The 15,116-nt window shown below is 58.5% G+C and carries 14 protein-coding genes; 10 read left to right on the plus strand and 4 right to left on the minus strand.

Annotated features, from left to right (window positions below; translation table 11 throughout):
* Window positions 1-2 precede the first annotated feature (2 nt).
* On the minus strand, window positions 3-806 hold the full coding sequence (locus tag LDN84_RS02715) for an SDR family oxidoreductase (RefSeq protein WP_223907798.1): 804 nt from the start codon (window positions 804-806) through the stop codon (window positions 3-5).
* Between the two features lie 19 nt (window positions 807-825).
* Between LDN84_RS02715 and LDN84_RS02720 the strand changes: the two genes are divergently transcribed.
* From LDN84_RS02720 to LDN84_RS02765, 10 genes are all read left to right on the plus strand, one after another.
* Window positions 826-1,968, plus strand: coding sequence for a class I SAM-dependent methyltransferase (locus tag LDN84_RS02720; protein ID WP_223907800.1), 1,143 nt, complete (start codon window positions 826-828; stop codon window positions 1,966-1,968).
* Between the two features lie 9 nt (window positions 1,969-1,977).
* Entirely contained in the window at window positions 1,978-2,172 is a 195-nt protein-coding gene (locus LDN84_RS02725; RefSeq protein WP_223907803.1) for a DUF2905 domain-containing protein, read from the plus strand.
* A gap of 132 nt (window positions 2,173-2,304) precedes the next feature.
* The gene (locus tag LDN84_RS02730) at window positions 2,305-3,537 is read left to right on the plus strand and encodes a GGDEF domain-containing protein (protein WP_223907805.1); all 1,233 of its coding nucleotides are present in this window, start codon (window positions 2,305-2,307) and stop codon (window positions 3,535-3,537) included.
* A 68-nt stretch (window positions 3,538-3,605) separates the two neighbouring features.
* The gene (gene trxC / locus LDN84_RS02735; RefSeq protein WP_223907807.1) at window positions 3,606-4,049 is read left to right on the plus strand and encodes a thioredoxin TrxC; all 444 of its coding nucleotides are present in this window, start codon (window positions 3,606-3,608) and stop codon (window positions 4,047-4,049) included.
* 71 nt (window positions 4,050-4,120) lie between these two features.
* Window positions 4,121-4,492 carry a phosphomannose isomerase type II C-terminal cupin domain gene (locus tag LDN84_RS02740; protein ID WP_223907809.1) on the plus strand — a complete coding sequence of 124 codons (372 nt, stop codon included), beginning with the start codon at window positions 4,121-4,123 and terminating at the stop codon, window positions 4,490-4,492.
* Window positions 4,493-4,543: 51 nt separating this feature from the next.
* Window positions 4,544-5,536, plus strand: a complete 993-nt coding sequence (locus LDN84_RS02745; RefSeq protein ID WP_223907812.1) for an ROK family protein — start codon at window positions 4,544-4,546, stop codon at window positions 5,534-5,536.
* A 146-nt stretch (window positions 5,537-5,682) separates the two neighbouring features.
* A complete protein-coding gene (locus tag LDN84_RS02750) occupies window positions 5,683-6,933 on the plus strand; it encodes an ABC transporter substrate-binding protein (protein WP_435405912.1) in 1,251 nt (416 codons plus the stop codon).
* A 378-nt stretch (window positions 6,934-7,311) separates the two neighbouring features.
* Entirely contained in the window at window positions 7,312-8,190 is an 879-nt protein-coding gene (locus LDN84_RS02755; RefSeq protein ID WP_223907814.1) for a carbohydrate ABC transporter permease, read from the plus strand.
* 15 nt (window positions 8,191-8,205) lie between these two features.
* Window positions 8,206-9,060: a carbohydrate ABC transporter permease gene (locus tag LDN84_RS02760; RefSeq protein ID WP_223907818.1), complete on the plus strand. Its 855-nt coding sequence runs from the start codon at window positions 8,206-8,208 to the stop codon at window positions 9,058-9,060.
* 13 nt (window positions 9,061-9,073) lie between these two features.
* A complete protein-coding gene (locus LDN84_RS02765) occupies window positions 9,074-10,144 on the plus strand; it encodes an ABC transporter ATP-binding protein (RefSeq protein ID WP_223907822.1) in 1,071 nt (356 codons plus the stop codon).
* On the opposite strand, the gene LDN84_RS02770 is transcribed toward LDN84_RS02765, so the two are convergent.
* The 3 genes from LDN84_RS02770 to LDN84_RS02780 form a co-directional block, all read right to left on the minus strand.
* Window positions 10,141-12,603 (minus strand): EAL domain-containing protein, encoded by a 2,463-nt coding sequence (locus LDN84_RS02770; protein WP_223907826.1) that lies wholly within the window; start codon window positions 12,601-12,603, stop codon window positions 10,141-10,143. The genes LDN84_RS02765 and LDN84_RS02770 overlap by 4 nt on opposite strands.
* Window positions 12,604-12,724: 121 nt before the next feature.
* Window positions 12,725-14,131, minus strand: coding sequence for a sensor histidine kinase (locus LDN84_RS02775; protein WP_223907829.1), 1,407 nt, complete (start codon window positions 14,129-14,131; stop codon window positions 12,725-12,727).
* Window positions 14,128-14,832, minus strand: coding sequence for a response regulator transcription factor (locus LDN84_RS02780; RefSeq protein ID WP_223907832.1), 705 nt, complete (start codon window positions 14,830-14,832; stop codon window positions 14,128-14,130). Before LDN84_RS02780 ends, LDN84_RS02775 begins: the two co-directional genes overlap by 4 nt.
* Between the last annotated feature and the right edge of the window lie 284 nt (window positions 14,833-15,116).

Genomic DNA, 15,116 nt, shown 5'->3' on the forward strand with positions numbered 1-15,116 from the left:
GGTCAGAGCAAAGAGAAGTCGCGCTCGAATTTCATCAGGTGCTGACCACCATCAACCAGCAGGGTGGTGCCGGTGATGGACTGGTTGCTCAGGGCAAACGCCACCGTGGCGGCGACATCGGCTGGTGTGGACGAGTGGCCCAGAGGCGAGAGCTTGTGCAAGCTCTCGAATTTCTCGGGGGTCAGCATGTGGCTGGTGAGTGTCAGGCCGGGGGCGACACCCACCACCCGCACGCGCGGGGCCAGCGCCAGCGCCAGCATGGTGTTGGCTGACTCCAGCGCGGCCTTGGACAGGGTGTAGCTGACGAAATCGGGGTTGGGGTTCCACAGTTTCTGGTCCAGCAGGTTGACCACCGCCCCTTTGGCATCGCGGCTGGTCAGGTGGTCATGCAAGGCCTGGCTGAGCAAAATGGCCGCCCCGGCGTTGGCGCGCAGGTGTTTTTCCATGGCCGCAAAGCTGAAGGTCTGGGGGGTGTCATGCTCAAAAGTGGAGGCGCTGTTGACAATGGCATCCACATGGCCCATCTTGTCGATCACGCTGGGCAACAGGTTGCGCACCGCTGTTTCGTTCCCGAGATTGGCACGAAATGAGGCGCTAGTCCCCGATAAACGTGCGCAGTCAGCTACAGTTTTGCGAGCATCTTCAACCGAATCCCGGTAGTGCACGGCAACGCGCCAGCCCGCTTTGGCCAGGGTCAGGGCAATTTCCCGCCCCAGGCGTTTGGCGGCTCCCGTGACCAGTACGGTGGGCTGTTGCGGCCATGCGGCGTTGGCAGATGAGTTGGGTGGCGCAGTGGGGGAGGACATTCGGGGACAATTCCAGACTATGACGACACAGACAAGTTTAACGAGTGAGCTTTCACACCACATTGCCCAGCACCTGCACCAAGCCGGTGGCTGGATCGGTTTTGATACCTTCATGGATCTGGCGCTGTATGCCCCCGGCCTGGGGTACTACGCCCATGGCAGTACCAAATTTGGTGCCTTGCCTTACACCGTGCAGGAGGGAGCCAAGGTGGCCGGCAGTGATTTTGTCACCGCGCCGGAAATCACCCCGTTGTATGGATGGACGCTGGCCAAGCAGGTGGCGCAAGCCCTGGCGGTGACCGGCACACACGAAGTCTGGGAGTTTGGTGCCGGTTCGGGTGCGCTGGCGCTGCAGGTGTTGCAGGCTTTGCACGCCATGGGGGTGGTGGTGTCGCGCTACACCATTGTGGACATTTCAGACAGCTTGCGGGCGCGTCAACAAGCCACTTTGGCGGGCTTTGCCGATCAGGTGCGCTGGGTCAATGCCTTGCCGGAAGACATGCAGGGCGTGGTATTGGGCAACGAAGTGCTGGATGCCATGCCGGTGAAATTGCTGGCGCGGGTGGGGGGCCTCTGGCATGAGCGCGGCGTGGCGCTGGGGGGGGGCGATGACGCTGGCACGCCTGGTTTTGTCTGGCAAGACCGTGCCACTGATTTGCGTCCCTCTTTGGATATTCCGGGCGAACACGATTACCTGACCGAAATTCACCCGCAAGGCGAGTCGTTTGTCCGCACCCTGGGGCAAAAACTCAGTGCCGGGGCTATCTTCCTGATCGACTATGGTTTTCCCGAGGCGGAGTACTACCACCCACAGCGCCACATGGGCACGGTGATGTGCCACCAGGCCCATCAGGTGGACGATGACCCTTTGAGCCGTGTTGGCCAGAAAGACATCACCGCTCACGTCAACTTCACCGGCGTGGCCGTGGCAGGTAATGAGGCTGATCTGGGCGTGCTGGGCTACTGCAACCAGGCCCGGTTTTTGATGAACTGCGGTTTTCTCACCCACATGGAGGCCGCTGACCTGCCGACCCGCGTGATGGCGCAGAAACTCATCATGGAGCATGAAATGGGCGAGTTTTTCAAGGTGATCGGGTTTTACAAAGGAGAGCCCTGGCAGGCCATCGGTTTTGAGTTGGGCGACAAAACCCACACCTTGTAGGGCCGCACCATGATTCGCTGGCTGATAGTTGTATTTCTGATCCTGGTGCTGATCAATGGTGTGACCCCCTGGTTGCAAAAACTGGGTTTTGGCCGCTTGCCGGGTGACTTGCGTTTCAGGATTTTCGGCAAAGAGTTTTTTATTCCCCTGACCACCACCATCATCCTGAGCATGGTGGCCGCAGCCATTGCACGCTTTCTTTAATTCTTGTTGATTTTGATCAAATTTGGCGTGTTTCGCTGACATAGACTGTCTGCAAACAGATGCCTTTGGCGTGGAATGGGATTCTCAGGGGGGTGGGCAGGAGCAGCGTCTCCTGAAATGCAGGCGAATGTTTTGAAGCATATTTTTGTCAGATTGCGGGCTTGGCACGACGAGCATGATCAAGTGGCCGATGCGGCACTGCTGGAAAACCTGGGGCGTTTGCCCTGGATTCTTGCAGCCTTGCTGCCGTTGCTGGTCACCGGTTGTTATCTGTCTTGGGGTGGCCAGATCATCGGTGCCCCCTCCGGCATGTGGCTGCCCAGGCTGATTGGCTGGATTGATCTGTTCACACTGCTGGGCCTGCTGGTGTTGCTGATGGTGATTCGCTGGCGCAGACTGAACGAACGCATCACCTTGCTGAGCCGGTTGCTGCCAGGTTTTCTGGCAGCACTCTTTGTGGGCTTTGGCCTGACGCTGTCCACGCTGTCACAGTGGCTGCTGCCTTCGGCCACCATGTATGTGTTGTGCTGTGTGTTTGCGGGCACCCTGCTGTTGATCCGTCCCCGTGTCATGGCACTCATTTATTTGACGAGTTTTGCCATTTTTTATATGTTGCTGGGGCATACCGCGACCTCCCTGGGGGTGCTGGTGATCCTGCGTTTTCATGGTGGCCTTGCGGCGGCTCTGGGCATGTGTCTGTCCCTGGTTTTGTGGCGAAGGTACGCTTTGACCGAGTTGTTGAGCCGGCAAGTGCACGCCCAAGGGCGGGTGCTCGAAACCCAGAACGCCGAATTGGAGCGGCAGAAAGTTGTGTTGGAAAGGCTCTCCCAGCACGATCCCTTGACCGGTTTGCTGAATCGCCGTGCTTTTGAGGTGCAGGCAGATAAGGTCGTGAGCCGTTCCCGCCGGGAAGGTACCGCACTGGCCGCCATCATGCTGGATCTGGATCATTTCAAGGAGGTGAATGACCAGCATGGGCATCCTGCGGGGGATTTGGTCATCAAATTTATGGCCCATGTGATCCAGACCAGTGTGCGCGAAACCGATCTGGTGGCGCGTGTGGGCGGTGAGGAGTTCATGCTGCTGTTGTCCGCAACCAGCGCGCTGGCGGCAGGGGGTGTGGCCGAAAAAATCAGGCAACGTGTAGCCCAGGCCCCCATTGAGTTGGGTCGGGACATGGTGGTGCAAATGACCATCAGTGCCGGGGTGGCGGCTTGGGAGGCGGGTCATACCGGTGAATTTGAAGATCTTTACGCGACTGCAGACGGTGCTTTGTACGCGGCCAAACGTGCCGGCCGCAATCAGGTGGTGTTTGCTGATGAAACACAAAAAATGCACCCCATGAGCTCACCGTGCTTGGTGTGATTGTTTGTGGTGAGCTCTCTTGAATTTCCATCCGGTAGCAGCATGTTCAAAACCAGAAAGGGTTCATCATGACCGACGCATTACACATTGTCTGCCCCCATTGCCACACCACCAACCGGGCGGTTTCTGCCCAGCTGGGTCAAGCGCCGGATTGCGGCAGTTGTCACAAGCCGTTGTTTGTGGCGCATTCCACCGCGCTGGATGAGGCTGCTTTTGACCGGCATATTGGCCGTAACCACATTCCCGTTTTGGTGGATTTCTGGGCTCCATGGTGTGGCCCGTGTCGTCAGATGGCCCCTGGTTTTGAGCAGGCCGCAGCCCAGCTGGAACCGTATGTCCGGGTTGCCAAAGTGGATACCGAGGCCCACCAGAATCTCGGGGCTCGTTTTAATATTCGTAGCATTCCAACTTTGGCTTTGTTTGTAGGCGGGCGGGAGGTGGCCCGTCAGGCGGGGGCGATGGGCGCGGCTGACATCGTGCGCTGGACACAACAGCACCTGCCGCAGCGGTAACGTACGGGGGCGGTAACCCCGTGGTTGCCCTGGGGTTAGCATTCGGTCTCTTCCATTTGCCGAGACATGCCATGCACACTGCCCCGCAAACCCTGACCCGTATTGAACGTACCGTGCGCCCGTGGGGCTGGTTTGAAACGGTGTCTGAGGCACCGGGGCACAAAATCAAACGTATTGCGGTGTTGCCCGGGCAGCGCATCAGCTTGCAAAAACATGCGCAACGTGCGGAGCATTGGGTCGTGGTGCAGGGTACGGCGCGTGTCACACTGGACGATCACACCGTTGATCTGAACATGGGTGAACATTGTGATATTGCCTTGGGGCAAGTGCATCGACTGACCAATGTGACCCAGCAACTGGTTGAGATCATTGAAGTACAGTTTGGCGCTTATCTGGGTGAAGATGATATTGAGCGTTTGGGAGATGATTACGGCCGCTCCTGAATGTCTGTTCGCCAGTGTGGTGCCGAACCCCTTTCTCTCAAAAAAACCTCTATGACACAAAACATTTTGGCTCCTCATTTTTGCCTGCCTGCGGGCAGTGCTCCGGTCGCGTGTGTGGACATTGGTGGCACCAAGGTTGCCGTCAACATGGTGGACGAGCATGGCGCACACGGCAAAGTGACAGAGCCCACCGCCACCGCAGGGGCCAATGATGCACTGGCGCTGCAAATCATCCGTATGGTGGGGCAAAGCTGCGCCGCTGCGGGCATCCCGCTGGCGGCGGTAGCCAAGGTTGGCGTGTCGTCATGTGGACCATTTGTGCTCAACAAGGGCCTGGTGGAGTTGGCAGCCCCCAACATCTGTGGCGGTCAGGCCGGCCCGGCCCGTGGTTTGCCCAATGACTGGAAAACCGCCTTGCTCGAAGCCCCGTTGCGCAATGTCTTTGCCCATGTGCGGGTGGAAAACGACGGTATTGGTGCGCTGGAAGCTGAGCGCCGCTGGGGGGCCTTGCAGGACAACGGTGTGCCTCTGACCCATTGTGCTTATGTGACCTGGAGTACCGGTATCGGCACCGGCCTGTGTGTGGATGGCCATGTGTTGCGAGGTAAAAACGGCAACGCTGGCCATGCCGGCCATTTGTTTGTCAGCAGCAACTCTGACGCTTTGTGTGGCTGTGGCAATGTGGGTGATGTGGAGAGCCTGGTGGCGGGGAATGCCATTGCCCGGCGCTTTGTGGCTCATGGTTATGCCGATGCTGCTGCATTGTTTGTAGCTGCTTATGCAGGTGATACAAGGGCTGCAGGCATTATTGATGAATTATGTGAAGTGATGGGACGCATGCTTTACAACCTGATTGCCACGCTGGACGTGCAGCGTATCAGCCTGGGGGGCAGTGTCTACTGGCATCACCGCGACTATCTGCTGCCGCGTCTGAAAGCGGTGGTGAAAGGCAAATTGCCACCCCTCACCGACCATTGTGAGTTGGTCAGTGCCGGTTTGGGTGAGCAGGTGGGTGACTTTGGTGCGCTGGCCTTGGTGGCATGAGTTTTTTGATCTCTTAGGGTAAATCCTTCTTGTATTGTGTTGAAAATTAATTAACAATTAATTAATTCGTGCGACACGGTGTCTGCACGAATCAACCCGCGTCTTGGTGCCTTGAGGGCTTACCAGGCAGACAAACAGGAGATCACATGAACAAATTTTCCAAACTGGCCACTGCCGTGGCCATGGTGGTGGCTGGCAATGCCGTCATGGCAGGTGAGGTTGAAGTGCTGCACTGGTGGACCTCTGGTGGTGAAGCCAAGTCGGTCGGCGAGTTGAAAAAAATCATGCAGGGCAAGGGCCACACCTGGAAGGATTTTGCTGTAGCCGGTGGTGGTGGTGACAACGCCATGACCGTCCTGAAGAGCCGTGTGGTGGCCGGTAACCCGCCAGCCGCCGCCCAGATCAAAGGGCCAGCGATTCAGGAGTGGGCCTCTGAAGGTGTGTTGGCCAATCTGGATGCGACGGCCAAGGCCGAAAAATGGGACAACCTGCTACCCAAAGTGGTGGCAGATGTGATGAAGTACAAAGGCAATTACGTGGCAGCCCCGGTGAATGTGCACCGGGTCAACTGGATGTGGGCCAACAGCGCGGTGCTGAAGAAAGCCGGTGTGGCAACTGCCCCCAAGACTTGGGATGAGTTTTTTGCCGCTGCTGAAAAAGTCAAAAAAATTGGCTTGATTCCCGTGGCGCACGGAGGACAAAACTGGCAAGACTTCACCACTTTTGAAGATGTGGTTCTTGGGGTGGGGGGTGCCAAGTTTTACCAGGATGCGTTGATCAAACTCGACCAGAAGGCCCTGACCAGCCCGACCATGACGAAATCGCTGGAGACTTACCGCAAGATCAAGAGTTATACCGATCCGGCCTCTCCTGGGCGCGACTGGAATCTGGCGACGGCCATGGTGATTCAGGAGAAAGCCGCCTTCCAGTTCATGGGTGACTGGGCCAAAGGAGAGTTCACTGCGGCGGGCAAGGTGCCCGGCAAGGATTACATCTGCGCAGCAGCCCCCGGCACGGCGAATGCCTACACCTTCAACGTGGATTCGTTTGCCATGTTCAAGCTGAAAGACCCGGTGGCTCAAAAAGCCCAGGCCGATCTGGCGGCCGCCATCATGGGCCCCGAGTTCCAGGAAGTTTTCAACCTGAACAAGGGCTCCATCCCGGTGCGGCTGAACATGGATATGGCCAAGTTTGATGATTGCGCCAAACTGTCCTCCAAGGATTTTGTGGACACCGCCAAGTCTGGTGGTCTGCTGCCGTCGATTGCACATGGCATGGCGGTCAAGCCCGCAGCTGAAGGAGCCATCAAGGATGCCGTCAGCCAGTTCTGGAACGACGACAAGATTTCAGTGGCGGATGGTGTGAAAAACATCGCCAAGGCGGCGGCAACCAAGTGAGTTGGCGTGCATTGATGTTTGTTGCAAGTGCTTTTCGCAGGCACTCGTCGCAGGTGTCTTTGGCGAGTACCCGCAGCAGGGCAGGGGTGCGTGCCGCCGCTCATGTCCCCCGCCCTGCGGGCTCCTCTTGACTGAGCTCTGGCACGCACCCCAACCCTGCTGCTAGACATCTAGGTTTGCGGACAGGGACACCAAAACCTTATCGGAATCTGATGGGGCGGGTGTTTCGCGCAGTGAGGTCAAGGAGGAGAACGAAAGCCGGGAGGCTTTCGTTCGGGGGACACGAACGGAGCGGAATACCCGCCCCGTCAGGTTCTTTGTATGACGCAGGCATGCCAACAATGGCTCTCTAGGTTTTAAACCAAGGGCGAAAGGTCTATGAAATCATTTGAAAACGTCTTACCCAAGCTGGTGATTGCGCCGGGCTTTGTGCTCGGGTTCGCCTTCATCTACGGCTTGATGATCTGGAACGGCGTGTTGTCCGTGACCAATTCACGCATGTTGCCCAACTACGACGAGTTCGTGGGGTTGGAGCAGTACGTCCAACTTTGGGACATGGACCGCTGGTATGTGGCGCTGAGAAACTTGGGGCTGTTCAGCGTGTTGTACGTGGGGGGCTCCATGTTGATTGGCATGGTGCTGGCGATTTTTTTGGACCAGAAAATCCGCTTTGAGGGCGTGATCCGCACCATTTATCTGTACCCGATGGCCTTGTCGTTCATCGTCACCGGCACCGCCTGGAAGTGGATTCTGAACCCCAGTCTGGGGCTGGAAAAACTCATGCATGACATCGGCTGGGCCAGCTTCAGTTTTGACTGGCTGGTGCAGTCAGACACCGCCATTTACTGTGTGGTGATCGCCGGCATCTGGCAGTCGGCCGGTTTTGCCATGGCCTTGTTTCTGGCGGGGCTGCGTGGTATTGACGACAGCATCATCAAGGCCGCGCAGATCGACGGTGCCAGCCTGCCGCGCATTTACTGGCGCATCATTTTGCCGGTGCTGCGCCCGGTGGTGTTCTCCACCATTCTTGTGTTGTCGCACCTGTCGATCAAAGCCTTTGATCTGGTGATGGCACTCACCGCCGGTGGGCCGGGTTATGCGTCCGACGTGCCCGCCACCTTCATGTTCACCATGAGTTTTACCCGTGGCCAGATCGGCCTGGGTGCAGCCAGCGCCACCATGATGTTGGCCATGGTGGCGGCCATTGTGGTGCCTTATCTTTACAGCGAGTTGCGGTCCAAGCCGCATGAGCGTTGAACCCGGGGCCTGATCATGAACGCTAAAACACTCTCCCGCCTGGTGGTCTACACCGTGCTTGGGGTGGCTGCCTTTTTCTTTCTGGCACCGCTGTATGTGATGCTGGTCACCAGCTTCAAGGATGCCGAGCAAATTCGCTCGGGCAACCTGCTGAGCCTGCCGCATGGGCTGAACTTTGAATCGTGGACGCTGGCCTGGTCCACCGCCTGCACCGGTGTTGACTGCCGTGGACTGAAGCCCTACTTCATGAATTCCGTCATGATGGCCGTGCCGGCGGTGCTGATCTCCACCGCCTGGGGCGCGGTCAACGGGTATGTGCTGAGCATGTGGAAGTTTCGGGGCTCCGACCTGTTGTTTGGCTTCATCCTGTTTGGCGTGTTCATGCCGTTCCAGGTGGTGCTGCTGCCCATGAGCCAGGTGCTGGGGTTTCTGGGCCTGTCCAGCTCGATTGCCGGGCTGGTGCTGGTGCACTGTCTGGCCGGCATGGCAGGCACCACGCTGTTTTTCAGAAACTACTACACCGCCATTCCGCGTGAGCTGGTCAACGCGGCACGTATGGATGGCGCGGGTTTCTGGCGTATTTTTGTCCGCATCGTGATCCCGATGTCCACGCCGATTTTGATGGTCACGCTGATCTGGCAGTTCACCAACATCTGGAACGACTTCCTGTTTGGTGTGGCGTTCAGTGGTGCCGACAGCAAACCCATCACCGTTGGTTTGAACAACATGGCCAACACTACCAGCAGCGTCAAGAGCTACAACGTGGACATGGCCGCGGCCATCATCGCCGGTCTGCCGACCATGCTGGTCTATGTGCTGGCCGGTCAGTATTTCGTCAAAGGTCTGACCGCGGGCGCGGTCAAAGGATAAGGAACCCCACAACATGGCAGCTTCACTTCACATTGCAGGCATTCGCAAGGTCTACGGCAAAGGCGACAAGGCCGTCGAAGTCCTGAAAAAAATCGAGATCGATGTCGCCCCCGGCGAATTCCTGATCCTGGTCGGCCCCTCGGGCTGCGGCAAGTCCACCCTGCTCAACATCATTGCCGGTCTGGAAGACCCCACCGAGGGTGAACTCAAGATCGCCGGGAAAAATGTCATTGGTGTGGCCCCGGCCCAGCGTGACATTGCCATGGTGTTCCAGAGTTATGCGCTGTACCCGACCATGAGCGTGGCGGACAACATCGGCTTTGCGCTGGAAATGCGCAAGGTGCCACTGGAGGTGCGTACCAAGCGTATCCAGGAGGTGGCCGTGATGCTGCAGATCGAGCATCTGCTGGATCGTCGTCCGGCGCAACTCTCGGGCGGCCAGCGTCAGCGCGTGGCCATGGGCCGGGCTCTGGCCCGCGACCCGCAGCTGTTCTTGTTTGATGAGCCCTTGAGTAACCTGGATGCCAAACTGCGTGTGGAAATGCGTGCTGAAATCAAGCGCTTGCACCTGATTTCAGGCATCACCACCGTGTATGTGACGCATGACCAGATCGAGGCCATGACCTTGGGTAGCCGCATTGCGGTGATGAAAGACGGCATCCTGCAACAAATTGGCACACCAGACGACATTTACCGCCGCCCGGCCAACACCTATGTGGCTGGATTTATTGGCTCGCCAACTATGAATTTTATAGCTGGTAGCGCAAGTGGTTCGGGTGCTACAGCCCTATTTTCCTTTGAGGGTGGGGCATTGCAGCTGCCGTGCCCGACCAGCGGCAAAGTGACCCTGGGCCAGCGCCCCGAGCACATTCATCTGGTGGAGGAGGCCGCTTGGCGTGGCGAGGTGACGCTGGTGGAGCCCACCGGCGCCGACACTTATGTGGTGGTGAAAACCGGTGTCGGGCTGGTCACGGTGCGCACCCCACCCAGTACACAAGTCAAGATTGGTGACAACGTGGGCATGACGGTCAGCAGCAACCACAACAACTGGTTTGACGCACAAACAGGTTTGCGCCTGGGCTAACCGCCGTTGCTGGTGGTCTGGGTGAACAAGGCCTCAAACTCTTGTGCTGCCACGGGTCGGGAGAACAGGTAGCCTTGTCCAAAATCGCAGCCTGCAGCCTTCAGTAAATCACGCTGCAGCGCGGTCTCTACACCTTCGGCAATCACCTTCATGCCCAGTGCATGGGCCATGGCAATGATGGCCTGGCACAGCGCCAGGTCGGTCGAGCCGGCCACCAGTTGGCGCACAAACGACTGGTCTATTTTGACAAAGTCAATATCAAAGCGCTGCAGGTAAGACAGGGACGAGTAGCCGGTGCCAAAGTCGTCCAGCGACACATTGATGCCATCGTCGCGCAGGCTGAGCAGTTGATCCAGCACGCCATCGCTGCTCGACAGCAGCAGGCCCTCGGTAATTTCCACCACCATGCTTTCACCCGGCAGGCCCAACTGGTCGAGTTGCTCGATCCACGGCACGTGTTGGAGGTTGGGGTTTTCAAACTGCACCGGTGACTTGTTCACGCTGATCTGGAACTGCGGGTGTAGCGTCTCACGCCAGTGTTTGACTTGCCTTGCTGCCTGGACAAACACCCATTCACCCAACTCCACAATCAGCCCGCTGCTTTCGGCCACGGGAATAAATGCCGCCGGGCTGATCAGGCCCCGCGTTGGGTGCTGCCAGCGCACCAGTGCTTCGGCTTTGTGGATGCTGCCGGTCGCCAGCTCCACAATCGGCTGGTACACCACGCGGAATTCCTGCGCTACCAGGGCTGTGCGCAAGTCGCTCATGAGTTGCGCGCGTTCGCGGGCTGCTGTTTGCAAGGCCGGGGTGAAAAAACTGAAGCGATTGCGCCCGGCACCCTTGGCCACGTAAAGTGCCTGGTCGGCATTTTTGAACAAGTCTTCAATCGTCTGGCCATCCATGGGGTACACGGTGACCCCCACGCTGGCCGACACATACACCTTGTCATGCCCCAGCTGAAAAGCCGAACTCAGGGTGTGCAGCAGCTTGGGCAAAATGACTTGCAGATGCGCCGCCTCTGCCAGCTCGGTAATGATCACGATGAATTCGTCACCCCCCATGCGGGCGACGGTGTCCACTTCGCGCAAGCAGGCCTGGATGCGCCGGGCGGCCTCCATCAGCAAGGTGTCACCCTGGTCGTGCCCCAGGGTATCGTTCACTTCCTTGAAGTGATCCAGGTCAATGAACAAAACGGCCAATTGCAAGCCGTCACGGCGGCATTTTTTGAGCTCTTGGGCCAGCCGCTCCTGCATCATGCGCCGGTTGGGCAAGCCGGTCAGGGTATCAAAATGAGCTTGCTGCCAGATCAATTCTTCGGCGGTTTTGCGCTCGGTGATGTCGGTGTGGGTACCAATCATGCGCAGTGGACGACCTTGTGCGTCACGGCTGATGACCATGCCACGGCTGTGCACCCAGAGCCAGCTGCCGTCCTTGCACAACACCCGGTGTTCGTTGCTGTAGGTTGGGGTCAGGCCGTTGAGGTGATCCTCGCGGTTGCGCTGCATTTGCACCACATCGTCGGGGTGGGTGCGTTGATCCAGCTCGGCCATCGCCGTGGGCAGCTCTCCCTCCGTGTAGCCGTACATGCGCAACAACTGGGGCGACAAATATTCTTCACCGGTTTGCACCTGCAAATCCCAAACCCCATCCCCCACGCTTTCCAGGGCCAGTTTCCAGCGCGTCTCGCTGTCACGCAGTGCCAGTTCGGTTTGTTTGCGCCGGGTAATGTCTTGCACAATGTCCGTGCGCTTGATGACGCGGCCCCCTGACCAAACCGATGTGCCGCGTGAATGCACCCAGATGTGCCGCCCGGTGAGGGTGATCATTTCGAGTTCAAACTCGTGGAGTTTGGAGGGCACCCCGGTGTCACGGTAAGACGCATCCACAATGGCCTGTGCTGCTGGTGTGAACAACTGGCGGGTGTTTTCCAGCGTGGGGTGGAAGTCCTTCGGGAGCGTGTCAAAAATACGGTAAACACCCTCCGTCCAGGTGACCCTCTTGGTTTGCAGGTCAATCTCCCAGCCGCCCAGTTCGGCAATGGCCTGGGTGGCATACAGCAGCTCATTGGCTTGTTTGCGTGCGGCTTCGGCCTGGACATAGTCGGTCACGTCGGCAAAGGTTCGCACCATGCCGCCATGGGGGAGTATCCTGGAGCGCACCTCCAGCGTGCGTCCGGCACGGGTCTGGCGTAAAAAGTGCGTGGGTATCGGGGCATGACCATCGGCCAGCACATACTGGCGGGCATTGTTATCCACCAAGCAGGCATCGTCTCCAAAATCACCGCGCTGCATCTGAAATGTATTCAGTTCTTCCAGCGTGGGGTGGCTGTCAAAAAACGCACTGGGAATGTCAAGCAACTCGCATACCCGGTCGTTGTACAGGCACATGCGCCCATCTGCACCCAGCAAGTACACGCCTTGGCTGATGCTGTCCAGCAAAGTCTGCAGAGTGTGTTTCATTTCGGGTTTAGAGGCTGGTTCTGAGGTGGCTCATAAGTGGTGTTTTACCATCAAATTTAGGGTATCCGGGTGACTTCCGCGTCTGTCTGGCATTTGTGCCCGATACAAATGTATCCAATTGTTATACAAGCACCACAGACGCAGGCAGCCAGAGTTGTACCCGCAGACCATGGGGTAAATTGCCGATCACCCTGGCTTGGCCGGCATGACGCAAGGCAATCTCTGCCACGATGGCCAGTCCCAGGCCACAGCCGCCCGGCAGGGCGCTGGCACGCCAGAAACGCTCAAACACATGTGGCAAGTCCTCATCGGCCAAGCCTGGGCCGTTGTCTGCGACCTCCAGCAGCACCTGCTCATCCCGGGATTGCACACTCAGGGTGACTTCACAACCGGTGCCTGCGTAAGTCAAGGCGTTGTCAATCAGGTTGCTCAAGGCTTCGCGCAGCAGCAGGGGCTCGCCTTCCACTTGCAGGTGGTCTGCGCCTTCAAAACCCAGGTCCACCCCGATTTTGAGGGCGCGCGGGGTCCATTCGCGTGCCACTTCACGCGCCAGCGCCGCCACATCCAGCGGTTGCAATTTCACTTCAACCTCATGACGCGCCAACGACAACAGTTGATGCACCAGGTGGGCACTGCGTTTGGCCCCGGAGAGTACCTTGGTCAGGCGCTCACGCAGGGCCGCGGGGTCACTTTCACCCAAGGCCAGTTCGGTTTGGCTGATCAGCCCGGCCAGTGGTGTACGCAACTGATGCGCCGCATCGTTCAAAAAACGCTTTTCCTGGCTCAGACTGCGCCGTACCGTGGTCAACAGTTGGTTAAGCGCAGCCGCCAGGGCATGGACTTCTTGCGGGGCTTGGGTCAGCTCAATCGGTGACACATCCGACAGCGCCTGGTGGTGCCGGTCTCCCAGCTGGGCCTGCAACCGGGTCAGTGGCTGCAGGCCACGTGAAATGCCACCGTATACCAGCATGCTCAACACGGCTCCCAGCAGCAACAGCGGCATCAGCATGTCGGCAATCAGCTCGGTCGTCAGGCGCTCTTGTACGGCCAGACTTTGGGCCACTTGCACCCGCAGGCGCTGGGGGGACTTGTCTTCACCGTAGTCCACTTCCAGCAGCGCTACACGCATCGGCTTGTGGTCAATCCTGGCGTTGTAGAGCAAGGGCGTGTTGGGCTGGATGTCGGGCACGTTATTTGGCGCTGGCAACTTGCCATTGCCCAACAAAAACAGGCCTGGCGGGCTCGACACCATATAACTTACCCGGTCTTTCGGGTCTTGTTCAATGATGTCTTGTGCCGCCTTCGGAAAGTCCACCAGCAAACCCGAACCAATCGGCTTGACCTGGCGGGCCAGCGAGCGCACTGATTGGGTGAGCGACTGGTCAATGGCTTTTTCAGCGTAATTCAGCGCAATGCGGTAAGCCAGTGCCCCCCCCACCAGAAACAGCACCAGCTGGGGCAGCAGTAGCCACAACAACAACTGGCGTCTCAGTGACAAACCACGTTGTGCGGGGGCGGGGGTATTCATGTGCTGGTGGTTTCCAGCATGTAGCCCAGGCCGCGTACGTTGCGAATGTTCAGACCCGAGTCGGTCAGCTTGCGGCGCAGGCGGTGGATGTAGACCTCCAGCGCATTGGAGGCCACACCACCGGCTTCGACCGGGTCACTTTGCCAGGATTCCAGCACGTCTTCCCGGCTGACTACCCGCCCGGCATGGGTCACCAGGAGTGACAGCAACGCCCATTCGCGCTGGGTCAGCTCCAGTTCTTCATCCCCCAGCCAGGCTTGTGGCAGGTGGGCATCCACCCGCAGGCTGCGGGCGGTGTGGCTGCTGACCACTTCAAGCGAACCGCCAAACGCCGGCAAACGCGCACGGCGCAGCAAGGAGCCCAGGCGGGCTTGTAGTTCGGCCATGTCAAACGGTTTGGTCAGGTAGTCGTCGGCCCCGGCGTTGAGGCCCTGCACCCGGTCTTCAATGTCGTCACGTGCGGTGAGGATCAGTACCGGCAGCGCGGGCAAACGTTTGCGCACCCAGCGCAGCACCTCCATGCCGCTGATTTTGGGCAGGCCCAAATCCAGCACCACGCCATCAAAGCGCTGGGTTTCAAGCAATGTCTGCGCCACTTCGCCATCGGCAGCGGTCGTAACGTGGTGCCCAGCCAGCGTGAGCTGTGCGCACAGGCCGTCGCGGAGCAGTTCGTCGTCTTCAATGATGAGTAAGCTGGACATGGGGTGGAGCATAACCGAGCTGAAATTCGGTTTGATTTTGGAGTGGTTTGAGAATGATGCTTTTGTAGTCCCCCCCTCACCCCCAACCCCTCTCCACCCCCGCCGGGGCGGAAAGGGGAGCCAACAGCCGTATTTGGCCGCGAATCTAAACGGAAGCCAGACAAGGCTTCGGCCAACGAGGCAGTGTGAGGGTGCGGTGATGCTTGCACTGATAGACCGTTAGCCAACGCTCAAGTGCATTGATGCCCCAAACTCGGTTGACACACTTGCCGCTGCGTTGGCCG

Source organism: Rhodoferax lithotrophicus (assembly GCF_019973615.1).
Lineage (GTDB): Bacteria > Pseudomonadota > Gammaproteobacteria > Burkholderiales > Burkholderiaceae_C > Rhodoferax > Rhodoferax lithotrophicus.